At 71.2% G+C, this 20,623-nt stretch carries 25 protein-coding genes; 12 read left to right on the top strand and 13 right to left on the bottom strand.

What is annotated here, in order from left to right:
- Window positions 1-93 precede the first annotated feature (93 nt).
- The 3 genes from F0L68_RS03025 to F0L68_RS03015 all read right to left on the bottom strand — a co-directional run bounded on the left by F0L68_RS03025 (window position 94) and on the right by F0L68_RS03015 (window position 1,612).
- Entirely contained in the window at window positions 94-483 is a 390-nt protein-coding gene (locus F0L68_RS03025; RefSeq protein WP_149847844.1) for a DUF3224 domain-containing protein, read from the bottom strand.
- 35 nt (window positions 484-518) lie between these two features.
- Entirely contained in the window at window positions 519-962 is a 444-nt protein-coding gene (locus F0L68_RS03020; protein WP_149847843.1) for an HD domain-containing protein, read from the bottom strand.
- Window positions 963-1,030: 68 nt separating this feature from the next.
- On the bottom strand, window positions 1,031-1,612 hold the full coding sequence (locus tag F0L68_RS03015) for a TetR/AcrR family transcriptional regulator (protein WP_149847842.1): 582 nt from the start codon (window positions 1,610-1,612) through the stop codon (window positions 1,031-1,033).
- Window positions 1,613-1,715: 103 nt separating this feature from the next.
- Between F0L68_RS03015 and F0L68_RS03010 the strand changes: the two genes are divergently transcribed.
- The 6 genes from F0L68_RS03010 (at window position 1,716) to F0L68_RS02985 (ending at window position 8,098) form a co-directional block, all read left to right on the top strand.
- Complete coding sequence (locus F0L68_RS03010; RefSeq protein WP_188316360.1) at window positions 1,716-2,123, top strand: nuclear transport factor 2 family protein; 408 nt, start codon at window positions 1,716-1,718, stop codon at window positions 2,121-2,123.
- A gap of 163 nt (window positions 2,124-2,286) precedes the next feature.
- The gene (locus F0L68_RS03005; protein ID WP_188316359.1) at window positions 2,287-3,477 is read left to right on the top strand and encodes an MFS transporter; all 1,191 of its coding nucleotides are present in this window, start codon (window positions 2,287-2,289) and stop codon (window positions 3,475-3,477) included.
- A gap of 195 nt (window positions 3,478-3,672) precedes the next feature.
- Window positions 3,673-5,166, top strand: a complete 1,494-nt coding sequence (locus tag F0L68_RS03000; RefSeq protein WP_149847839.1) for a chitinase — start codon at window positions 3,673-3,675, stop codon at window positions 5,164-5,166.
- 152 nt (window positions 5,167-5,318) lie between these two features.
- Window positions 5,319-6,005, top strand: a complete 687-nt coding sequence (locus F0L68_RS02995; RefSeq protein WP_149847838.1) for a hypothetical protein — start codon at window positions 5,319-5,321, stop codon at window positions 6,003-6,005.
- 14 nt (window positions 6,006-6,019) lie between these two features.
- Entirely contained in the window at window positions 6,020-6,964 is a 945-nt protein-coding gene (locus F0L68_RS02990) for a DUF6528 family protein (protein ID WP_149847837.1), read from the top strand.
- Window positions 6,965-7,021: 57 nt separating this feature from the next.
- Entirely contained in the window at window positions 7,022-8,098 is a 1,077-nt protein-coding gene (locus tag F0L68_RS02985) for an NAD(P)H-dependent flavin oxidoreductase (RefSeq protein WP_149847836.1), read from the top strand.
- On the opposite strand, the gene F0L68_RS02980 is transcribed toward F0L68_RS02985, so the two are convergent.
- On the bottom strand, window positions 8,076-9,542 hold the full coding sequence (locus F0L68_RS02980) for an amino acid permease (RefSeq protein WP_149847835.1): 1,467 nt from the start codon (window positions 9,540-9,542) through the stop codon (window positions 8,076-8,078). The two genes, F0L68_RS02985 and F0L68_RS02980, sit on opposite strands and share 23 nt — an antisense overlap.
- Window positions 9,543-9,710: 168 nt before the next feature.
- On the opposite strand from F0L68_RS02980, the gene F0L68_RS44490 reads away from it, so the two are divergent.
- Window positions 9,711-10,340: an MOSC domain-containing protein gene (locus F0L68_RS44490; RefSeq protein WP_149847834.1), complete on the top strand. Its 630-nt coding sequence runs from the start codon at window positions 9,711-9,713 to the stop codon at window positions 10,338-10,340.
- A 75-nt stretch (window positions 10,341-10,415) separates the two neighbouring features.
- The gene (locus F0L68_RS02970; RefSeq protein WP_223198439.1) at window positions 10,416-11,039 is read left to right on the top strand and encodes a DsbA family oxidoreductase; all 624 of its coding nucleotides are present in this window, start codon (window positions 10,416-10,418) and stop codon (window positions 11,037-11,039) included.
- Between the two features lie 126 nt (window positions 11,040-11,165).
- Here the strand turns inward: F0L68_RS02970 and F0L68_RS02965 are convergent, their stop codons facing one another.
- The gene (locus F0L68_RS02965; protein ID WP_149847833.1) at window positions 11,166-12,365 is read right to left on the bottom strand and encodes an FAD-dependent oxidoreductase; all 1,200 of its coding nucleotides are present in this window, start codon (window positions 12,363-12,365) and stop codon (window positions 11,166-11,168) included.
- A gap of 95 nt (window positions 12,366-12,460) precedes the next feature.
- Here F0L68_RS02965 and F0L68_RS02960 point away from each other — a divergent pair, with 95 nt between their 5' ends.
- Window positions 12,461-13,051, top strand: coding sequence for a TetR/AcrR family transcriptional regulator (locus F0L68_RS02960; RefSeq protein WP_149847832.1), 591 nt, complete (start codon window positions 12,461-12,463; stop codon window positions 13,049-13,051).
- Between the two features lie 112 nt (window positions 13,052-13,163).
- On the opposite strand, the gene F0L68_RS02955 is transcribed toward F0L68_RS02960, so the two are convergent.
- Window positions 13,164-14,129 carry a zinc-binding dehydrogenase gene (locus tag F0L68_RS02955; protein WP_149847831.1) on the bottom strand — a complete coding sequence of 322 codons (966 nt, stop codon included), beginning with the start codon at window positions 14,127-14,129 and terminating at the stop codon, window positions 13,164-13,166.
- A gap of 77 nt (window positions 14,130-14,206) precedes the next feature.
- Here F0L68_RS02955 and F0L68_RS02950 point away from each other — a divergent pair, with 77 nt between their 5' ends.
- From F0L68_RS02950 to F0L68_RS02940, 3 genes are read left to right on the top strand one after another with little or no spacing between them, the layout of a single operon-like run.
- Window positions 14,207-14,425, top strand: coding sequence for a hypothetical protein (locus F0L68_RS02950; protein WP_149847830.1), 219 nt, complete (start codon window positions 14,207-14,209; stop codon window positions 14,423-14,425).
- A 9-nt stretch (window positions 14,426-14,434) separates the two neighbouring features.
- On the top strand, window positions 14,435-14,884 hold the full coding sequence (locus F0L68_RS02945; RefSeq protein WP_149847829.1) for a guanyl-specific ribonuclease: 450 nt from the start codon (window positions 14,435-14,437) through the stop codon (window positions 14,882-14,884).
- Window positions 14,881-15,186: a barstar family protein gene (locus F0L68_RS02940; protein ID WP_149847828.1), complete on the top strand. Its 306-nt coding sequence runs from the start codon at window positions 14,881-14,883 to the stop codon at window positions 15,184-15,186. The genes F0L68_RS02945 and F0L68_RS02940 overlap by 4 nt, the downstream gene beginning before the upstream one ends.
- 7 nt (window positions 15,187-15,193) lie before the next feature.
- On the opposite strand, the gene F0L68_RS02935 is transcribed toward F0L68_RS02940, so the two are convergent.
- The 7 genes from F0L68_RS02935 to F0L68_RS02905 all read right to left on the bottom strand — a co-directional run bounded on the left by F0L68_RS02935 (window position 15,194) and on the right by F0L68_RS02905 (window position 20,600).
- Window positions 15,194-15,967, bottom strand: a complete 774-nt coding sequence (locus tag F0L68_RS02935) for an enoyl-CoA hydratase-related protein (protein ID WP_149847827.1) — start codon at window positions 15,965-15,967, stop codon at window positions 15,194-15,196.
- A gap of 69 nt (window positions 15,968-16,036) precedes the next feature.
- Window positions 16,037-16,663, bottom strand: coding sequence for a cyclase (locus F0L68_RS02930; protein WP_149847826.1), 627 nt, complete (start codon window positions 16,661-16,663; stop codon window positions 16,037-16,039).
- 113 nt (window positions 16,664-16,776) lie between these two features.
- Complete coding sequence (locus tag F0L68_RS02925; RefSeq protein ID WP_149847825.1) at window positions 16,777-17,868, bottom strand: YeiH family protein; 1,092 nt, start codon at window positions 17,866-17,868, stop codon at window positions 16,777-16,779.
- A gap of 10 nt (window positions 17,869-17,878) precedes the next feature.
- Window positions 17,879-18,004: a hypothetical protein gene (locus tag F0L68_RS44485; RefSeq protein ID WP_276313824.1), complete on the bottom strand. Its 126-nt coding sequence runs from the start codon at window positions 18,002-18,004 to the stop codon at window positions 17,879-17,881.
- Window positions 18,005-18,095: 91 nt separating this feature from the next.
- Window positions 18,096-18,848, bottom strand: a complete 753-nt coding sequence (locus tag F0L68_RS02915; protein WP_149847823.1) for a sirohydrochlorin chelatase — start codon at window positions 18,846-18,848, stop codon at window positions 18,096-18,098.
- On the bottom strand, window positions 18,845-19,720 hold the full coding sequence (locus tag F0L68_RS02910; protein ID WP_438672240.1) for an ABC transporter permease: 876 nt from the start codon (window positions 19,718-19,720) through the stop codon (window positions 18,845-18,847). The genes F0L68_RS02915 and F0L68_RS02910 overlap by 4 nt, the downstream gene beginning before the upstream one ends.
- Before the next feature lie 79 nt (window positions 19,721-19,799).
- Window positions 19,800-20,600 (bottom strand): ABC transporter ATP-binding protein, encoded by an 801-nt coding sequence (locus F0L68_RS02905; RefSeq protein ID WP_149847821.1) that lies wholly within the window; start codon window positions 20,598-20,600, stop codon window positions 19,800-19,802.
- Window positions 20,601-20,623: the final 23 nt, after the last annotated feature.

Raw genomic sequence — 20,623 nt, 5'->3', positions numbered from 1 at the left:
CCAGCGGAATGTTGGTGTCGTACCAACCCTTCCAGTTGCCGGCCTTGTCGCCTTACCCGATGGGGCAAACTCCGGGCTCCTCGGCAGGCTGGGTCAGTCCAGGTCGTAGTCGAGGGTGTAGCTGTGCGACTTGTCCGGCTCCGGGGTGATGGTGCCCTCGCCGCGGAGCCCGGCCAGCTCCTCGGTGCCGGTGCCTGGCACGACGGCCCAGCTGAACGTGCCGTCCTCGCCGAGCTTCGCCGCGTTGTGCCGCATGATGAAGCTGCCCGACTTCCCGTGCACACTGCCGATGATGCGCTCGAAGCCGACGTAGGCCGCGGCTCCGGTGGTCTCGTTGCCGGCGAACAGCAGCTTGGTGGCGCAGGTGCCCTCGATGTCCCCTCGGAACGTCTTGGTCACCTCGGCGCTGGCCAACTGGGGATCTTCGAAGGACTTCTGGTCCCAACTGTCGATGCTGAACGTGCCGGCGGCGTGCTTTGTCATGGCGTGATGATCGCACGCATTCCTGACGTCTCCTGTCAGGATTCCTTGCGTTCCAGCTCGGCCAGCAGGCTCAGCGCCGTCTGGTACTTCGCCCGCAGCCTGACCTGGGTGGCCGGGTCGAGCCGGTCGATGCGCGGCGGGGAGCTGTTGTCGGCGATGTCCGCGCGCTTGACGACGACCGCGACCGGATCCGCCGCCACCCTGGCCAGGTAGTCCGGCATCGGCTCGCCCGGCGCCTTGCTCAGCGCCACCACGGTCGCCACGACCTCGGCAGGGGCACCGGCGGCCAGCAGGTCCGCCGCGGTCACCTCGGTGTCCTCGATGACGTCGTGCAGCACCGCCGCCATCCTGGCGTGCTCGCCGCTGACCCGCTGCATCACCCGCAGCGGGTGGCCGATGTAGGGCGCGCCGGCCTTGTCGACCTGACCGTCGTGCGCTCGTCGCGCGATGTCGACCGCGTCGCGGAGGGTGAACCCCATGGCCTGCTCCTTTCCCGGCGGCTGCCCTGGTTTTTCCAGCGTAGGAGCGGATTACACCGCCAATCGCCCTACGGCGCGATGAGTTTGCGCGCGGCGAGCGCGACGGCGGCCCTTGTCCTGGCCTGCGTCTCCTCGGAGTCGCCGCCGAGCAGCATCCGCCGCAGCTGCGGCATCCGCTGCGGATAGCTGACCAGCGCGAGCAGCAGCAGCACCGTGAGGTCCGGCGGGATCTCGGGGTCGGCCGCGCCGCGTTCCTGCGCGACGGCCACGGCCCTGGTCTTGTCCACGTAGTGCCTGGTCCGCTCGGCCTCCGACGGCACGGGTCCGTCGCCGCGCTCCAGCGCCTCCCACAGCAGCAGCCTGCCGATCTCGGGGTGCTCGAGGTGGTAGTCGAACAGCCGGACCGCGTAGTCGTCCAGGCCGTCGGCGTCGAGCGGCACGGCCTCGGCGAGCACTTGCAGCTGCTGTTCGAGCACGCTGGCGAAGAGCTGTTCCTTGTCGCCGAAGTAGGCGTAGATCAGCTGCTTGTTCGCCTCGGCCTGGCGGGCGATCCGCTCGACGCGCGCGCCCGCGATGCCGTACGCCGCGAACTCGGCCGCGGCTGCGGCAGAGATGCGGGCCCTGGTGGCGTTGGCGTCGCGGGGTGGCACGAAGTCGATCGTAGCGTCCCGGTAACCAACCGGATGGTTGACAAGCGCGACTGATCTTGCCTAACTTGTAACCAACCAGTTGGTTACAAATATGGGAGACAGCATGAACTCAGCAGGACTGTCCGAACACGCCATGCCCGCCGCCGTGGCGCGGTTCTTCGCCGCGTCACGGGCCGGCGACGCGCGCGCCTGGGCCGCCGCCTTCGCGGCCGACGGCGCGTTCCACCACCCGGTCGGCCAGCCGCCGGTCCGCGGCCGCGAGGCGATCGAGGCCCTGATCGTCAGGGCCATCGCCGGGTTCGGCCGGTTCGACGGGCTTCAGGCGGTGGAGACGCACCGCAGCGATCCGCACGTCGCCGTGTCCTGGCGCGGGGCCGGTGTCAGCCCGACCGGCGGCGCGGTCGTCTGGTCGGGCATCACCGGCTTCGAACTCGACGACGCGGGCCTGATCGCCAACGCGCGGGTGTACGGCGACCTGGCCACCGTCGCAGCGCAGTTGTCGGCCCGGTGATCGTCGAGTCGGTGGCGTGGGTGGCGGCTTGCCGACAACCAGCGGGCCAGGCGGAGTCGATCGTTTTCCCGCCAAGGAACGAAACGAACGAAACGAACGAGGAGTCGATCGGCATGCTCGACCGGATGGTGCGCCACGGGGACTCCCGGTCGAGGGCGGCACGGTGACCGTCACGGTGGCTCGGGGCGGCGTCGTGACGGGCGCGTCGCGCCGGTTGCTGGCCGTCTCGGCGGTCTGCGCGGCGGTGACCGTGGCGAACATCTACCTCGCGCAGCCGATCGTCGGCCTCATCGCGACGGACCTCGGCCTGCCGGCCGGGGTGGCCGGCTGGGTGCCGACGGTCGCGCTGTTCGGCTACACGCTCGGCATCCTGCTGCTGGTGCCGCTCGGCGACGTCGTCGACCGGCGTCGGCTGGTGCGTCGGTTGAGCCTGCTGACCACCGTGCTGCTGCTCGGCGCGGCGGCGGCCCCCGGGCTGCCCGTGCTCGCGCTGTTGGCCGGCGCGGCCGCGATGACCACGGTGATCCCGCAGGTGCTGATCCCGCTGGTGGCCCAGACGGCCGGCGCAGGCGGACGGGCCGCCGCGATGGCGTGGGTGCAGGCTGGCCTTGTCGCCGGGATCATGCTGTCGCGCACCGTCGGCGGCGCGGTCGGCCAGTGGCTCGGCTGGCGCGCGGTCTACCTGCTCGCGGCCGCGCTCACCGTGACCGCGGGCCTGGCCGCCGCCCGGCTGCTGGCGTCCGACGGCGATCGGCCCGCCGTGCGGTACCGCGCGCTGCTCGGCTCGCTGCCGAGGCTCCTGGCGGCCGAGCCGGAGCTGCGCTGGGCCTGCCTGCGCCAGGCCGCGGTGTTCGGTGCGTTCAGTGCCGTGTGGACGACGCTGGCGCTGCTGCTGACCGGCGCGCCGTTCCACCTCGGTGCCGGCGTCGCTGGACTGGTCGGCCTGCTCGGTCTGTCCGGGGTGGTCGCCGCGCCGCTCGGCGGCCGGCTGGCGGACCGCCTCGGCGGGGCTCCCGTCGGCATGGTGGGGCTGGCGGCGCTCGCGGTGCTGGTGCCGGTGCTGCTGCTCGGCGGGCACAGCCTGCCCGTGCTGCTGGTCGGGGTGCTGTTGACGCCGGCGGCCATGCAGGTGGGGCAGGTCGGCAACCAGTCGGCGGCGCTGGCGGTGCGGCCGGCGGAGGGGGCCAGGCTGAACACCGCCTACATGCTGGCCACCTTCCTGTCCGGCGCGGCCGGTTCGGCGCTCGGGGTCGCCGCGTACGGCCGTTGGGGCTGGCCGGGCGCCTGCCTGACGGCCGGTGCGTTCGTCGCGTTCGGGCTGCTCGCCTGCGCCGTCCGGCGGGTCGTTCGGTGAGGTCGCCGGACGACCTCCGGTGTTCACGTGGGTGAAACCGTCTTTCTTCGGTAATAGGTACAGCCCTTGACAGTGCGCGTGGTCTAGTCCATTTTTTGGTGTGACGCGCGTCTCGACAGGCGGGGTCATGTCCGCCGAACAACACGTGGGAACCCTGCGCCCGCGTGTTCCCTGCAACACCTGTGTGAGGTGCACATGACAACGAGAATCCGACGATTGGTCGCCGGCCTGCTGGCGGGCGCGGTCGTGGTGGCCGGCGCGGCGCTGCTCGCCGCGTACCCTGCCGGCGCGGACGGCCTGCTGGCCAACTCGGGCTTCGAGACGGGCGACACCAGCGGCTGGACCTGCGACTCGGGCGCCAGCGTGACGTCGAGCCCAGCGCACACCGGCACGCACGCGCTGGCCGGCGCGCCGGCCGGGCAGAGCTACGCAGGCTGCACCCAGACCGTCAGCGTCCAGCCGAACACCTCCTACCAGCTCTCGGCCTGGGTGCAGGGCAACTACGTGTACCTCGGCGCGACCGGCACCGGCACCACCGACGTGAGCACCTGGACGCCGAACGCCTCCTCCTGGCAGCAGCTGTCCACGAGCTTCACCACGGGCGCCTCCACCAGGAGCGTCACCGTCTACGTGCACGGCTGGTACGGGCAGCCGACCTACTACGCCGACGACGTCGTGCTGGCCGGTCCCGGCGGCCCGACCACCACCACGCCGACGACGACAACGACCACCACCACGACCACCACGACCACCACGACGACGACCACCACGACCACGCAGCCACCCGGCGGCGGGTCGCTGCCCAAGCACGTGCTGACCGGCTACTGGCAGAACTTCGTCAACGGCGCCAAGGCGTTGAAGCTGGCGGACGTGCCGAGCGGCTACGACATCATCGCGGTCGCCTTCGCCGACACGGACCCCAGCTCGTCCGGCGCGGTGAAGTTCACGCTGGACTCCGGGCTGTCCTCGGCGCTTGGCGGCTACACCGACGCGCAGTTCAAGGCCGACATCCAGACCCTGCACAGCAGGGGCAAGAAGGTGATCATCTCGGTCGGCGGCCAGAACGGCACGGTCAGCGTCGGTGACTCCACCGCGGCGGCCAACTTTGCCAACAGCGTCACCTCGCTGATCCGCGCGTACGGCTTCGACGGCGTCGACATCGACCTGGAGAACGGCGTCAACGCCACCTACATGGGCTCGGCGCTGCACACCATCGCGGCCAACGGCGGCTCGGTGATCACGATGGCTCCGCAGACGATCGACATGCAGTCGACCGGCATGGAGTACTTCAAGCTGGCGCTGAACGTCAAGGACGTGCTGACGGTCGTCAACATGCAGTACTACAACTCGGGCTCCATGAACGGCTGCGACACCAACGTCTACTCGCAGGGCACCGAGGACTTCCTGACCGCCCTCGCCTGCATCCAGCTGCGCGGCGGGTTGCGCGCCGACCAGGTCGGGCTCGGCCTGCCGGCGTCCGGTTCGGCGGCCGGCGGCGGCTACGTGTCGCCGTCCACCGTGAACAACGCGTTGGACTGCCTGGCGAACGGCAGCAACTGCGCGAGCTTCAAGCCGGGCACGACCTACCCGACCATCCGGGGCGCGATGACCTGGTCGATCAACTGGGACGCGTCCAACGGCTACTCCTTCGCCAACGGCGTCGGCGGCCACGTGCACGGCATGGGCTGACCTTCTTACCGCCTTACTGCGCGGCACATCCTTACTGCGCGGCACTCCTAATCGCGCGGCACATCCTTGCCGCGCACCACGTCGAGACCCGGCCAGCACGAGCGCCGGGTCTCGACGTGCCGCGTCACCAGGGGCAACGCTATGGTCGGCCGATGAGTTCACCATCACGTCGTAAGGTGCTATGCCTGTTGGCCGCCGCGCCGGTGCTCGCCGCCTGCGGATCGACCACCAAGGCCGGCGCAAGCATGTCGGCCGCGCCGGGTACGCCGGCCACCGGAACCCCGGTGCCGCCGGGCGCCGACGTCGTGATGGTCGTCCGGCACGCCGAGAAACCCAAGGGCAGCAAGGCTCCCTACGGCATCACCTCGGACGGCGAGCGCAGCGACGGCTCGCTGACCGTGCAGGGCTGGACCCGCGCGGGCGCGCTGGTCGAGCTGTTTGCCCCGGCCGCCGACCAGCCGGTCCGGGCGGGCCTGGTGCGGCCGACCGCCGTGTACGCGGCCAAGCCCGACGGCGACGCCAGCCAGCGGCCGTCCCAGACGGTGACCCCGCTGGCCGCGCGCCTCGGCGTGCAGCTGAACACCAGCCACGGCAAGGGGGACGAGGCCGCGCTGGTCGCCGAGCTGACCGCGCTGCGCGGCGCGACGCTGGTGTCCTGGCAGCACGAGGAGATCCCGGCCCTGGCGCAGCACTTCGGCGCGCAGCCCGCCCCGCCGACGCAGTGGCCGGACGACCGGTTCGACGTGGTGTGGGTGTTCACCAAACAGTCGTCCGGATCTTGGGTTTTCGGCCAGGTGCCGGAACTACTGTTGGCCGGAGATCGCCAGGACGTCATCTGACCAGGGGAGCGCTCGTGCGGGTTCGGACGATCACCCGGCTCGGTGTCGCCGTGGTGCTGGCGGGGCTCGTCCTCGCCGTGCCGACCACGGCCGACGCCGCCACCGGCTGCCGCGAGGTGGCCGTCACCGACCAGGCCAACGGCGGCTCGATCAGGGTCTTCGACCCCGCCTCGCGAACCTGGGACGCGAGCACCCAGAAGTGGTCGTGGAAACCCAGCGCCGCCAACGGTTTCAGCGCAGCCGAGACCGCGGCCTGGAGCAACCCGAGCGACGCCAAGCTGCGCCGCGACCGGCACGGCGACTACGTGATGGTCACCTCGGCGTCCGGCGGCCTCGCCGCGCTGGTCGCCTTCCCGTCCGGGAAGCGGCTGTGGGCCGCGCGGCCGGGCGGCAACACCCACAGCGTCGAGCTGCTGCCCGACGGCAACGTGGCGACCGCGTCGAGCACCGGCAGGTACGTCCGCCTCTACGCGGCCTCGCAGGGCGCGAACGCGAGCTACTTCGCCGAGTACACCCTCGACCAGGCGCACGGCGTGTACTGGGACCCGACCAGGAACGTGTTGTGGGCACTGGGTTACAGCAAGCTGGTGCGGCTCACGGTCGGCGGCACGGCCACGAAGCCGACGCTGACCGAGGCCGGCAGCTGGGCACTGCCCGACAACGACGGCCACGACCTCAACCCGAAGCTCGGCAGCCCGGACCGGCTGTGGATCACCACGGCGCACAAGGTCTTCGAGTTCAGCAAGTCGCAGAACAGGGCCGTCGCCGAGACCGCCGACGCGAACGTCAAGAGCCAGACGACGATGCCGAACGGCCGCGTCGTGCGCACGATCCCCAAGCCGGGCTTCGACCCGAGCTGGGCGACGGACACCGTCACCTTCCTGAACCCGGCCGACAGCAGGGTGGTCGCGGGCTCGAAGATCTACAAGGCCCGCGTCTGGAGTTCGCTGCGGGCGTGACGGTCGCGTGCGGCGGGCGCGCGGAACGGCGCGGGCGCGACGCGTAGGGTCGGCGACATGCTGTCGGATCTGTCGGATCTCGCCGTGCCCGTGATCGTCGCGCCGATGGCCGGCGGCGCCTCGACACCCGAGCTGGTCGCGCGGGTGTGTGACGCAGGCGGTTTCGGCTTCCTCGCGGCCGGATACCTGACCCCGCAAGCGCTTGCCGACCAGATCGCCGCGACGAGAGCGCTCACCGACCGGCCCTTCGGCGTCAACCTGTTCGTGCCGGGCACCAAGCCGACCGCCGACCTGACCGGCTACCGCGACCGGGTCGCCGCCGAGGCCGCCAGGCTCGGTGCCGAGCCCGGCGAACCGGAGTGGGACGACGACGCGTACCCGGCGAAGCTGGAACTGGTGCTGGGCCTGCGGATTCCGGTGGTGTCGTGCACCTTCGGCCTACCACAGCCCGGGGACGTCGAGCGGCTGCACGCGGCGGGCTCGCTGGTCGTGGCCACCGTCACCACCCCGGCCGAGGCGCGGCAGGCCGTCCGGATCGGCGCGGACACCCTGTGCGTGCAGGGCGCGGAGGCCGGCGCGCACCGGGGCACCCTCGCCGACGACGGCGTGTCGCCGGGTGGCGGCGAGCTGTACGGGGTGCTCGCCGCGCTGCGGCTGGTGGCCGCCGAGGTCGACGTGCCGCTGATCGCGGCGGGCGGCCTGGTGCATGGCGCGGACGTGGCTGCCGTGCTGGTGGCCGGGGCGGTCGCCGCGCAGCTCGGCACGGCGTTCCTGCGCAGCCCCGAGGCCGGCACCCAGCCGACGCATCGCGCCGCGCTCGCGGACGGCACCAGGCGAACGGCCCTGACCAGGGCGTTCAGCGGCCGGCCCGCGCGGGCCATGGTGAACCGCTTCCTCCAGGAGAACGGCGGGCACGCGCCGGCCGCCTATCCCAACGTCAACAGCCTCACCAAGCCGGTGCGCGCCGCCGCGAGCAGGGCGGCGGACCCTGAGGCGATGTCGCTGTACGCCGGGCAGACCTACGCGCTGGCCGACGACGCGCCGGCCGCCGAGGTGGTCGAGCGGATCGCGCGGCAGGCCCGGGACGCGATGTCCCGGGCCGGCCGGCGGTTCAGCTTCCTGCTGGCGGACTGACCTCGCCGGACGGCGTGGCCAGCAGCGAGTTCCTGCGGCTGTAGGCGAAGTAGATGACGACGCCGATCACGAACCAGACGGCGAACCGGATCCAGGTGTCCGGCGAGAGGTAGGTGATCAGCCAGATGGAGAAGCCGACGCCGATCAGCGGCACCACCGGCATGCCGGGGACCTTGAACGTCCTTGGCAGGTCGGGCTTCTGGTAGCGCAGCACGATCACCGCGACGCAGACCACCACGAAGGCCAACAGGATGCCGATGTTGGTCAGCTCGGCGGCCTTGCCGATCGGCAGCACGCCCGCGATGACCGCCGAGGCGACACCGGCGATCCAGGTGACCCGCGTCGGCACGTTGCGGACCGGGTGCGTCTTCGCGAACCACTTGGGCAGCAGGCCGTCGCGGCTCATCGAGTACCAGACGCGGGTGACGCCCAGCATGAAGGTGAACATCACCGTCAGGATGCCGATGATCGCGCCGACCGCGATCACGCTGGCCAGCCCGTTGAGCCCGACCGAGGCGAACGCCGAGGAGAAGCCGCTCTTGGGGTTGATGTCGGTGAAGCTCTGCATGCCGGTGAGCACGAGACAGGCCAACACGTAGAGCACCATCGAGATGGCCAGCGAGTAGATGATTGCCTTGGGCATGTGCCGCTGGGCGTCCTTGGACTCCTCGGCGGCGGTGCTCATCGCGTCGTAGCCGAACACCGCGAAGAACACGGTAGCGGCGCCCGTCATCGCGCCGCCGAAGCCCGAGGGGGCGAACGGCGTGTAGTTGCCGGTCTTCACGTAGAAGAAGCCGACCAGGATGACCACCAGGACGACGAGGACCTTCAGGCCGACGACGATGGTCTCGAACCGGGCCGCGCTCTTGATGCCGAGGTTGAGCAGGCCGGCGATGAGCAGGCAGAGGATCGCCGCGAACAGGTCGACCTTGTGCCCGCTGCCGGTGCCCGGCGCGCCGAGCATCCAGGCCGGCAGGTGCAGGCCGATCTGGTCGAGCAGGAAGCCGAAGTAGCCGGAGATGCCGATCGCGACGACCGCCACGATCGCGGTGTACTCCAGCAGCAGGTCCCAGCCGATGAACCAGCCGACGATCTCGCCGAGCACCGCGTAGCCGTAGGTGTAGGCGGAGCCCGCGGTCGGGATGAGGCCGGCGAACTCGGCGTAGGAGAACGCCGCCGCCGCGCTGGCGATGCCGGCGATCAGGAACGAGATCAGCACGGCAGGGCCGACACCGGCGATGCCGTGCTCGGAGTCGCCGTGCGCGACGCTGCCGGCCAGCGAGAAGATGCCGGCGCCGATGATGCCGCCGACGCCGATGGCGGTGAGCTGCCACAGGCCGAGGGTGCGTTTGAGGCCGCCCTCACCCTCTGCCGGCGCCGCGCCGATTGGCTTGCGGCGGAATACTCCCGAGCCCCGCCCGAGGCCGTCCTGCACTGAGGTCATAGCTCGCTCTCCTCTTTGCTACCGACGGTGTTCGGCGAACCGTACGCGGGTGAACTACTGATCAGTGTTGTCCATTCTCACCACGCAAGCGGCTCGATCTTGTTCGTGTTCACCATTGTCGGGTGACTGAACAGGACGTGCTGATCTTGTCTGGCCTAGGTTGGGTCCATGTCGAAGGTCGAATCGGTGAACGTCGCTGTGGTCAGGAACGACGCGTGGACCGGGCGGATGGGGCGCAGCGGGATCGACAAGCACCCGGTCGTCGGCGAGATCATGTTGGGTGAGCAGGGCGTCCAGGGCGACACCATCGTCGATCTGGAGATGCACGGCGGCCCGTTCCGCGCCGTGTACGCCTACAGCCGCGAGGACCTGGAGTTCTGGTCGGCGGAGCTGGGCAGGGACCTGATGCCAGGCAACGCGGGTGAGAATCTCACCCTGTTCGGGGTGGACTGCAACCACGCGGTGATCGGCGAGCGCTGGCGGGTCGGCAACGCGGTGCTGCGGGTGACCGGGCCCCGCACGCCGTGCCGGGTGCTGGCCGGGTACTGGGGCGTGCCAAGGCTGGTGAAGCGGTTCTCGGAGGTCGCGAGGCACGGGGCGTACCTCGCGGTCGAGGAGCCGGGTCCGGTGCAGGCGGGGGACCCGGTCGAGCTGCTGGACCGGCCGGAGCACGGGGTCAGGGTGAGCCAGCAGTTCGCCTTTCGGGCGGGCGGGCGGCGCGACCTGACCAGCGTGCTGCGGGCGGCGTGGGACGACCTGTCGCCCGAGTGGCGGGGCTGGCTGGACGCGGCCGAGTAGCCTGGTGTGGGATAGTTGAAATCTGAACAACTGTCTCGCGGTCGTGGTGTCGTCCTGTGTCGTCGGAGGTGTGTCGTGCGCGTCGAGGTCTGGTCCGATGTGGTGTGTCCCTGGTGCTACGTGGGCAAGCGTCGGTTCGAGCGCGCGCTGACCACCTGGCGGGCCGAGGGCGGCGCGGACGTCGAGATCGTGTGGCGGCCGTTCCAGCTCGACCCGAACACCCCGAACGACGGCGCCCCGATGCCCGACGCGCTGGCCGCGAAGTTCGGCGGCATGCGCGCGGCGGAGCAGGCGATGACCCAGGTCAGCGGCGTCGCGGCCGGCGAGGGCCTCGAGTACCGGCTGGCCGATGCTGTGCAGGCCAACACCTTCGACGCGCACCGCGTCATCGCGCGCGCCTACGAGCAGGGCGGCGCGGAGTTGCAGGGGGCGGTGCAGGAACGGCTGTTCCGCGCGCACTTCTGCGAGGCCGAGCACATCGGCGACCCCGAGGTGCTCGCGCGCCTCGCCGGCGAAGCCGGGATGGACGACGTCGCCTCGGCGCTGACGGACGAGGTCCTCGCGGAGCGGGTGCGGGCCGAGCTGGCCGAGGGCCTCGCCATCGGCGTGCGCTCGGTCCCCACCTTCGTGGTCGGCAGAAAGGGCGTGTCGGGCGCCCAGGAGCCGGACGTGCTGCTTGAGCTGCTGCGGGCCGGCTGATTCACGAAGTCGAGCGATACACGTTCGCGCTGGACACGGCGTCCGGCGCGTACGTGTCGACAGGGGTGCATCGCGCCCAGCTGGTCACCGCTCTCCCCGAGCCGGTTCGCATCGACCTGGCCACGCTCACCGGCTGACCTGCCGACGGCGGTACGCGGCGGCATTCTCCTGGTAGCGCTGGTGTTCGGCCCCGTGGTCGGGCACGTCGGCCGGGTCGAACGCCTTGGTGGCGAAGAAGTCGTCGAGGGCCTCGTTCGCACCGACGGCGAGCGGGCCGGAGCGGGGCAGCAGCACCGACTCGTACCGGGTGATGGCCGCGTCGATGGTGGCCTCCTCGGCGATCGCGGCGGCCAGTTCCGCGCCGTCGAGCATGGCGAGGTTCGCGCCGTGGCCGCCGAAGGGTGACATCAGGTGCGCGGCGTCGCCGAGCAGCGTGACGCCGGGGGTGTGCGGCCAGGTGAGCGGCGCGGGCAGGGCGTGCAGCGGGCGGTTGCGGTAGCCGCCGTCGCTGTCGGTCAGGAAGGGCAGGAACTGGTCTGCCCAGCCGCTGAACTCCTTGCGCAGGAAGCGTTGTACGGCGGCGGGGTCGTCGAGGTCGACGCCGGCACGCACGTGCCAGTCGAGGTCGGTGCGCAGGCCGAGGTAGCCGCGGACTTGGCCGTTGCTGTTGCGCTGGCCGATGATGGCCCGGCCGTCCCCGTCGTTCGCGAACATGTGGCCGTGCCGGACGAGCCGCGCGATCTGCGGGTGGCGGTGGTCGACATCCTCGAAGTTGACGTCGATGAACGTGACGCCGCTATAGCGCGGGGTGGCGTCGCTGAGCAGCGGGCGCACGCGGGACCAGGCGCCGTCCGCGCCGATCACCAGGTCCGCCTCGGCGTGGGTTCCGTTGGCGAACTCGAGCCGGTGCGTGCCCTCGCCCAACGGGGTCGCGGCGACCAGCTTGTGGCCCCAGCGCACGGTGTCCGGCGCGACGTTGGCCGCGAGCATGGTGCGCAGCTGACCGCGATCGATCTCGGGGGCTGCGGTGTCGCCGTCGTCGGCGACGAAGGACGCGAGCACGGTGCCGTGCTGGTCGAGCGAGCTTTTGTCCTGGCCCTCCGGCCTGGCGAGCGCCATGAAGGCCGGCAGCAGGTCCGCGTCCTCCAACGCGATCTGCCCGGAGTCGGCGTGCAGGTCGAGGGTGCCGCCCGCGTCGCGAGCGTCGACGGAGGCGTCGGCGTCGTACACGGCGACCTCGACGCCGTGCCGTTGCAGGACGCGGGCGCAGACCAGGCCGGCCGGGCCGGCGCCGACGACGGCGATGCGTGGATTGGTGGGTGTCATGGTGTCCTCCTCAGCTGAACGAACGTTCGGTAAGTGACACTAGCTGAACGAACGTTCGGTAGGCAAGTAGGATGGTGTCGACGAGAGGAACGACGATGACGACGAGCACGGGACACGAGCGGCGCAACGGGGCCGAGACGCGCGCGGAAATCCTCCGCGTCGCGCTGCGGCTGTTCAGCGAGAAGGGCTACGAGGCCACCTCGACCAAGGACCTCGCCGACGCGCTCGGCCTGACCAAGTCGTCGCTGTACTACCACTTCCGCAACAAGGAGGAGATCGTCGCGTGCCTGATGGCCGACCGCCGGCACGATCTCGACGGCCTGATCGAGTGGATCACCGCTCAGCCCAGGACGCCGGATCTCGCGCGGCGCGCGGTGGCGCGGTGGATGGACGGCACGACCCCGCAGCACCTCCAGGCCATGCGCCTCGCGCAGGCCAACCGGCCGCTGATGCGGCGGCTCGCGGACGGCGACGACGTCCGCGCCGCCTTCGGCCGCGTCATCGACCTGCTCGCGGACGAGGACGCCAGCGCGCAGGACCGCATCCTGTTGCGGATGACCTTCGACACCATCGCCGCGGCGCTGCTCGCGACCCAGGAGACCGACACCGATCCGCGCGACGTGATCGCGGCCGCTCGCCGCGCCAGCATCGCGCTCACCGACGCGTTCGCGAACCGGTCGACGTGACGTGACGCGCGAGTCGGCGGGACGCGCCAACCGAGGTCGCGCACCAACCGACGTGGCGGGCCGGTCGGGGTGGCGGCCAGGAGGTCCGGCCGCCGCCGGCGTTCGTTAGGGGCTAGCGCGTGAAGACGATCTTCCCTGCGGTCTCGCCGTCGAGCATCGCGCGGAAGCCTTCCTCGGCCCGCTCGAGCGGCAGCTCGGCACCGATCTTCGGCCGCACGCCGCTGATCTCGCAGAAGCGCAGCAGGTCGGCCAGCTCCTCGCGGGTGCCCATGGTCGAGCCGACCACCCGCAGCTGGAGGAAGAACAGCCGGTTCAGCTCGGCGTCGGCGTCCGGTCCGCTGGTCGAGCCGGAGATCACGATGATGCCGCCCGGCTTGAGCGCCTTCATCGAGTGCGACCAGGTCGCCTTGCCGACCGTCTCGAACACCGCGTCGACGCGCTCGGGCAGCCGCGCGCCCGACTCGAACGTCGCGTGCGCGCCCAGCTCCTCGGCCAGCGCGCGCTTCTCCTCGCTCCGGCCGGTCACCCACACCCGGTAGCCCGCCGCACGACCGAGCTGGATCAGCGCCGTGGACACGCCGCCGGACGCCCCCTGCACCAGCATCGTCTGGCCGGGGCGCAGGCCCGACTTCACGAACAGCATCCGGTACGCCGTCAGCCACGCCGTGCCCATGCACGCGCCCTCGGCGAACGACAGCGCCGCCGGCTTGGGCAACGCGTTGCGCGCCGGCACCACGATCGTGTCGGCGAAGGAGCCCTGGTGCTTCTCGGTGAGTAGCGTCCGCTTCGGGTCGAGGGTCTCCTCGCCGGACCACGACGGGTCGCCGATCACCGAGTGCAGCACCACCTCGGTGCCGTCCTCGAGCACCCCGGCGCCGTCGCAACCCAGCGTCATCGGGAACTGGTCCGGCTTGATGCCGACCCCGCGCAGCGTCCACAGGTCGTGCATGTTCAGGCTCGCCGCGCGCACCGACACGCGGACCCAACCCTCGGGTGCCACCGGTTCGGGCCGCTCCCCGATGCGGAGGGCGGCCAACGGGTCCTGCGGGCTCGGCTCAGCGGCGTAGACGGCGAACATGCAGGCAACTTACCGAGCGGCCGCTCGGCTCGTCCGGTGACGCCCGTCACCGTGGGCGTTCGGCGTAGGCTTCCCGCGTGTTCACATGGCTGGCGGACTGGTGGGACGGCGTCGAGCTCTGGCTCGCGCAACAGCCGTTCGCGATCGAGTTCGCCCTGGTCATGGTCGTGTTGCTGCCGCTGTGCCTCGGCCTGGCCCGGCTGATCGACCGAGTGGTCGACCGGGTCTCCGCGCGGCTGACCGGCGTCAGGGACGTGGCCGAACCCGACCCGGTGGAGCCGGGCGGCACTTCGTAGGCTGGCCGGGTGAACTCCCGAAAGCGTGTCACCGGGGCCCTGGTCGGGCTGATCGCGCTGGTTGTGGTCGGCTGGATCGCCAAGGACCTGGCGAGCGGACACTCGTCGAAGCCCGCGCCGACGGCCGGCGCGAGCGCGGTGGCCAGCTCGGGTGCGTCGGCAGGCAGCAACAAGTGGCCGACGCAGTCGCTGTCCTCGCTGCCCCCCGAGGCCGCGGCCACGTGGAAGCTGATCGAGAAGAACGGGCCGTTCCCGTACCCGCGCAACGACGGCGTGGTGTTCGACAACCGGGAGAAGCGGCTGCCGGTCAAGCCGGGCGAGTACTACCACGAGTACACCGTGCCGACCCCGAACAGCCCGGACCGGGGCGCGCGGCGGTTCATCACCGGGTCGCAGCACGAGGTCTTCTACACCGGCGACCACTACTCGACGTTCGCCAATGTGGACGTGACGAAGTGAGCGACCTGACGCACCGGCACGCGCTGGACGGCAGCGCGGTGACGACCAAGCGGGCCGCGTTGGCGGCGATCGCCACCGCACTGTCCTTTCCGGACTGGTTCGGGCACAACCTGGACGCGTTGCACGACAGCCTGACGGACCTGTCCTGGCTGCCGGCCGGCGAGCACGTGCTGACCTGGTCGGGCGCGGACGCGCTGCGCCGCAGCGATCCGGCCGCGTTCGCCGCGATCAGCTCCGTGCTCGCCGACGCCGAGCTGGCCACGGCGGACGGCGACCGGCCGTTTCGGACGATCTTCGGCTAGACCGGAACTAGTCCTGGGGGACCCAGGAAGGCTTGCGCTTCTGCACGAACGCGGTGATGCCCTCCTGTCCCTCCTGCCCGCCGAAGTGGTGGGCGGACAGTTCGAGCATGTCGGCGAAGGTCTCGCCGAGGTTGGCCGGCCTCGGCTGCCGCAGCATCTGCTTGGTCGCGGCCAACGCGTTCGGGCCGCCGAGCGCGAGCATGTCGGTGAAGCGCCGGACCTCCGCGTCGAGATCCTCCGCCGGCACCGCCGAGTTGAGCAGGCCGATGGCCACGGCCCGCGTGGCGTCGAAGGTCTCGCCGGTGAGGAACAGCTCGTGCGCGGCGCGCGGCAGCAGCCGGGGGAGCACCGTCACCGAGATGACGGCCGGCACCACGCCGATCCGCACCTCGCTGAACGCGAACGTCGCGCCCTCGACCGCGACGGCGATGTCGCAGGCGGCCACGATGCCGACGCCGCCCGCCCGCGCGGGCCCGGCGAGCTTGGCGACCACGGGCTTGGGGCTGGTCCAGATCTGTTCCAGGATCGCCGGGAACTCGTTGACGCCCTGCTGGTTGGCGCTGGCGCCGCCGGCTTCCTTGAGGTCCATGCCGGAGCAGAACACGGGGCCGGTGTGCCCCAGCGCGATCACCCGCACCTCGTCGTCCGCGTCGGCCGTCGCCAGGTGCTGCGTCAGCTCCGCGCGCAGCTGCGCGGACAGGGCGTTGCGGTTGTGTGGGGAGTTCAGCGTGATCGCCGCGATACCCCGTCGTACCTCGTAGTGGACCAGCTCGTCTGCCATGCCGGGCACTCTACGAGCGCGGCGGTGCCTGGGGCCACGGGGCCGTGGCCCCAAGCACACTCGCGTGGGTCAGCCGATGGTCGTGGTGGTCAGGACGGGGTTGGGGCTGGGGTAGCCGGCCGAGGGCGCGTCCACGTTGAAGAACAACACGTGCACGTTGGCCGTGAAGCTGAGCCCCGGGTTGTCGTAGCTGGTGCCGCCGAGCTTGGTGGCGATGGTGCCGGAGGTCCCCGCGGTCAGGTGGATGCTGACGGCGGGCAGCTGGAAGTGCGCGCCGCCGGCGATCGGGCCGGGCACCTTGAGCACGATGTTGCCGCTCTGTAGGGAAACGCTCGGCGCGGCGCTGCCGAGCCCCGACCCGCCGCTCAGGCTCGCCGAGACGTAGGTCGAGTTGGCCGGCACCGGCAGGGACAGGCTCAGGCCCCTGATGTTGTTGACGGTGTAGCCGCCCGCCGAGGTAGGCACGGTGTTGGGGCCCGGGGTGAGGGTGACGGTGAGCGCGCCGCCTGCGGTGACCGTGGCGGGGGCGGACGCGTCGACGTCCTGGGTGAAGGTGAAGGTCGAGGTCTGTCCAACCGCGCTGGCCCGCAGCTGGAAGGTGATCGTCTGCACGGCCGCCGACGCGGTCGTGCCGATGGCCAACAGGGGAACCAGGACGAATGCTGCTGCGGACAGGAAGCGGGTGGTTGGCTTCATGGTCCTCTCCTCTGAGCGAGGTGCAGGGTGGGTCCAGAAGGCCGCGGCGCATTCTCGTTTCTACTTGTGAGTATGTTTCACGTCTAGCGTTGACCGTTGACTACGCGCGGCTGTTACAAACCGACCACCCGCGAGGCGACCAGCACCTCGACCAGGGCCGTTCCGGCGACCACCACCAGCGCGAGCGCGCCGACCACGAACGGCCGGAACCCGCTGCGGGACAACTGCCGGAAGTTGATGTTCAGCCCGACCCCGGCGAAACACAGCAGGAACGCCCACTTGGACAGGTTGCCGAGGCTCGCGATGTCGGCCTTCGTGAACGCGTGCTCGGTGGCCAGCGCTGAGACGGCCAGGAAGCCGAGCACGAACTTCGGGAACTTCTCCCACACGAACCCGGCCCGCCCGAGGAAGCCGCTCGCCACCGCCTTGGCCTGGCCCTTGGCCGACCAGTACAGGGCGTACGCCAGCACCGCGAAGCCGATCAGCGCGTTGCGGGTGCTCTTCACCAGCACCGCGATGTCGCCAGCCTGATCGGAGTACAGCTTGCCAGCCGCGGTGGTCTCGGCCGTGTTGTCCACCGCGAGTCCGGCCCAGATCCCGTACTCGTGGTCGGACAGGTGCAGTGAGTGCCCGATCAGCGGGAAGGTGAACAGCGCCACCGCGCCCAGCGTCAGGATCGCCGCGATCGCGTAGCCGGAGTCCTCGTCGTCGGCCTCGATCGCGCCCTTGCCGGCAATGATCGCGGACACCCCGCAGATCGCGGTTCCCAAGGCCAGCAACGAGGTCAGCTTGCCGCCGAGCCGGAACAGCTTGCCCAGTAACAACACGATGCTCGTGGCGACCGCGATGTCGATGAACACCAACACCAGGCTGACGCCGCCGAGCTTGGTCAGGTCCCCGAGCAGAAACCGCGCGCCGAGCAGCACGATGCCGATCTTCAGCCAGAACTCGTAGCTGTTCACTCCGGCGCGGAAGATCCTCGGCACGCCAACGGTGTTGCTGATGACCAGGCCGAGCACGATGGCCCACAGCACGTACTCGATGTCCGGCAGCGCGGTGTGCGTCGCGGTGCCGATGTCCTTGAGCTTGCCCTGCGCCCACTTGCCGATCAGCCCGATCACGGTGAGCAGCACCAGGCCTGGCACGAAGCGCAGCACCGGCAGCGCGGCGACTCCCCTTGGCGGGGCGGTGTCCACGGTCGTCATCGTCCGCCCCTCACCACGGGATCTTCGGCAGCACGCCGAAGACGGCGGCCAGCACGAACACACCGGCCACGATCACCGCGGCCCAGTCCGTGCTGATGCGGAACTTCGCTCTTCGTTGGGATTCTGGTGCGCTCATCGCCGACCTCCGTGAGGTGAAAAGGGGTGCGAAAGACACCGGTGGCGCGGCCATCGGGCCGCGCCACCGGACGTGTGGTGGTGGAAGAGCCCTAGGCGTACTGGGGCTGGGGACAGCTCACGAGCGTTTCGGCGTGCCGGTGCAGCACCAGCTCCGCGACCTCGGGGTCGTCGCCGAGCGGAGCTGCGAGCACCGCGCCGGGGGCGGCGGCCAACGCCTGCGCGGCAATGCGATCCGGCAGCAGGCCGGGGGCGAGGAACCAGGAGGCCACCGCGATCCGGCGCGCGCCGGCCGCGCGCAGCCCGGCGATCGCGGTCGGCACGTCCGGGTCGGCCGCGGCCGCGAACGCCGCTCGCACGCCGGCCCAGCCTGCCCCGGCCGCCCAGCGCCGGCCGACGGCCGCGACCGCCGCGTTCGCGGGCGCGTGCGAGGAACCCGCCCCGGCCAGCACCACGCCGAGGTCGCGGTCGCGGAGATCGACCCCGGCCTCGACGAGCCGGCGCAGCGCGGCGGACTCCAGCCGGGGATCCGGGCCGAGCACGTCGGCGACGCGTACTTCCAGTCGCGGGCAACGGGTCCGTACCTCGGCGACCGCGCCGGGCACGTCGACCCTGGCGTGAAAGGCGTTGCCCAGCAACAACGGCACCACCACGGCCTCGCGGTGACCGTCGCCGTGCACCGCGGTCAGCACGTCGGCGAGCCGGGGCGCGGACAGGTCAAGGAACGCCGCCCTGACGTCGAGTCCCGGCCGCAGCGCCCGAACCACGTCCAGCAGCCTGCTCACCATCGCGGCCGAGCGCGGGTCCCGGCTGCCGTGCGCCACGGCCACCAGCGGCGGCGTCACGACAGCGCGCCCGTCAGGCCCCTGGTCCGCAGCACGGACCGCTCCATCGGCCGGAACACCACCAGCTCGATGCCGACGCCGACGAGCAGGATCAGCAGGATCGCGGCGATCACGGTCGGCATGTCGTTGAACGCCTGACCCTGGTTGAGGTACGTGCCGAGGCCGATGCCCAGCTTGGGGGAGGTGGCGATCAGCTCGGCGGCCATCAGCGACCGCCAGGAGAACGCCCAGCCCTGCTTGAGCCCGGCCAGATAACCGGGCAGCGCGGCCGGCATCAGGATGTGCGTCGCCGTCGCCAGCCTGCCGGCGCCAAGAGCCCTGCCGACCCTCGGCAGGATCGGCGGGATCTGGTCGACACCCGCGACCAGCCCGTTGGCGATCGAGGGCACCGAACCCAGCAGCACCACGAAGTAGATGGCCGCGTCGTTCAGCCCGAACCACAGGATCGCGGCCGGCACCCACGCCACCGACGGCAGGCTCTGCAACCCGGTCAGCAGCGGCCCGATCGCCGAGCGGACCAGCCGCACCTTGGCCACCAGCAGGCCGAGCGGCGTCGCGATCACCATGCCGGCGAGGAAACCGAGCACCGCGCGGTGGATCGACGTCCACAGGATGCTGAGCGCCTCACCGTCGCGCACCCGATCCCAGAACGCGCCCCACACCGCCAGTGGCGCCGGCAGCTTGTACTCCGGCCAGAACGCCGCGGCCCACAACGCCTGCCACACCAGGAGAATCAGCAGCAGCGCGACCACGGGCGGCAGCACGGCGCGCAGAAACCGCCGCCAGCCGGGCCGCCGCGCGTCCTGCGGCGCGTCCAGCGCGTCGAGGCCGGCCTCCAGCGCGGCGAAGTCCGGAGACGGCTGCGTTGGCAGCACGTCAGTGTCTCCCGAAGACCTGCTTGCAGGGTCGAGTTTGGACACCGAAGACCTGCTTGCCGGGTCGAGCCCGGGCTCAGGCTGCTGCATGGCTGCTGATCACCTCCCGCAGCCGCGCGGTGATCTCCTCGGTCGTCTCGGCCGCGTCCGACTCGTCGGTGGTGTTCCACTGCTGCACGACCCGGCCGGGCCGGGAGGACAGCAGCACAACGCGCTGCCCGAGCCGCACCGCCTCCCGCACGTCGTGCGTCACGAACAGCACGGCCGCGTCGATGGCCCGCCACACCCGCAACAGCTCGCCCTGCAACACATCCCTGGTGATCGCGTCCAGCGCGGCGAACGGCTCGTCCATCAGCAGCAGCGCGGGATCCCTGCCCTCCTGGGACTCGGCCGGATCGTGCGCGCTGGCCAGCGCCCTGGCCAGCGCGACCCGCTGCCGCATCCCGCCGGACAGCTCGTGCGGGCGTTTCCTGCCGACACCGGAAAGCCGTACAAGGTCGAGCAGTTCGGCCGCGCGCTCGCGGCGCGCGACCCTGCCGAGCCCGGCCAGCCGCAGCGGCAGCTCCACGTTGCGCGCGGCCGTCAGCCACGGCATCAGCGCGGCCTCCTGGAACATCACCGCGGGCCGGGAGGTGCGCAGCGTGATCGAGCCCGCGCTCGGTTCATCCAGGCCGGCGACCAGGTTCAGCAGTGTGCTCTTGCCGCAGCCGGACGCCCCGAGCAGGCAGACGAACTCGCCTGGCGCGACGGCGAGATCGACGCCGTCGAGCGCGGTGACGATATCCCGGCCACGGCCGAACGTCTTGCGCACGCCGGCCAGCCGCACCGCGGCGTCCGCGTCCAGGTCGGCGGTGGCAACTTCGAGCACGGTCGTCATCTGCCTGTCTCCCCTGCTGCGAC

This window comes from Solihabitans fulvus, from assembly GCF_008386585.1.
Lineage (GTDB): Bacteria > Actinomycetota > Actinomycetes > Mycobacteriales > Pseudonocardiaceae > Solihabitans > Solihabitans fulvus.
This window is presented reverse-complemented; position numbering and strand designations above follow the sequence as displayed.

Excerpts from the sequence above, each read along its gene's own strand:
- F0L68_RS44485 (WP_276313824.1), bottom strand. The coding sequence starts at position 18,004 with ATGAGCGCACCAGAATCCCAACGAAGAGCGAAGTTCCGCATCAGCACG.
- F0L68_RS02980 (WP_149847835.1), bottom strand. The coding sequence starts at position 9,542 with ATGACCTCAGTGCAGGACGGCCTCGGGCGGGGCTCGGGAGTATTCCGC.
- F0L68_RS03000 (WP_149847839.1), top strand. The coding sequence starts at position 3,673 with ATGACAACGAGAATCCGACGATTGGTCGCCGGCCTGCTGGCGGGCGCG.
- F0L68_RS02905 (WP_149847821.1), bottom strand. The coding sequence starts at position 20,600 with ATGACGACCGTGCTCGAAGTTGCCACCGCCGACCTGGACGCGGACGCC.
- F0L68_RS44490 (WP_149847834.1), top strand. The coding sequence starts at position 9,711 with ATGTCGAAGGTCGAATCGGTGAACGTCGCTGTGGTCAGGAACGACGCG.
- F0L68_RS03025 (WP_149847844.1), bottom strand. The coding sequence starts at position 483 with ATGACAAAGCACGCCGCCGGCACGTTCAGCATCGACAGTTGGGACCAG.
- F0L68_RS03010 (WP_188316360.1), top strand. The coding sequence starts at position 1,716 with ATGAACTCAGCAGGACTGTCCGAACACGCCATGCCCGCCGCCGTGGCG.
- F0L68_RS02935 (WP_149847827.1), bottom strand. The coding sequence starts at position 15,967 with ATGGCAGACGAGCTGGTCCACTACGAGGTACGACGGGGTATCGCGGCG.
- F0L68_RS02930 (WP_149847826.1), bottom strand. The coding sequence starts at position 16,663 with ATGAAGCCAACCACCCGCTTCCTGTCCGCAGCAGCATTCGTCCTGGTT.
- F0L68_RS02925 (WP_149847825.1), bottom strand. The coding sequence starts at position 17,868 with ATGACGACCGTGGACACCGCCCCGCCAAGGGGAGTCGCCGCGCTGCCG.
- F0L68_RS02985 (WP_149847836.1), top strand. The coding sequence starts at position 7,022 with ATGCTGTCGGATCTGTCGGATCTCGCCGTGCCCGTGATCGTCGCGCCG.
- F0L68_RS02995 (WP_149847838.1), top strand. The coding sequence starts at position 5,319 with ATGAGTTCACCATCACGTCGTAAGGTGCTATGCCTGTTGGCCGCCGCG.
- F0L68_RS02960 (WP_149847832.1), top strand. The coding sequence starts at position 12,461 with ATGACGACGAGCACGGGACACGAGCGGCGCAACGGGGCCGAGACGCGC.
- F0L68_RS02955 (WP_149847831.1), bottom strand. The coding sequence starts at position 14,129 with ATGTTCGCCGTCTACGCCGCTGAGCCGAGCCCGCAGGACCCGTTGGCC.
- F0L68_RS02965 (WP_149847833.1), bottom strand. The coding sequence starts at position 12,365 with ATGACACCCACCAATCCACGCATCGCCGTCGTCGGCGCCGGCCCGGCC.
- F0L68_RS03020 (WP_149847843.1), bottom strand. The coding sequence starts at position 962 with ATGGGGTTCACCCTCCGCGACGCGGTCGACATCGCGCGACGAGCGCAC.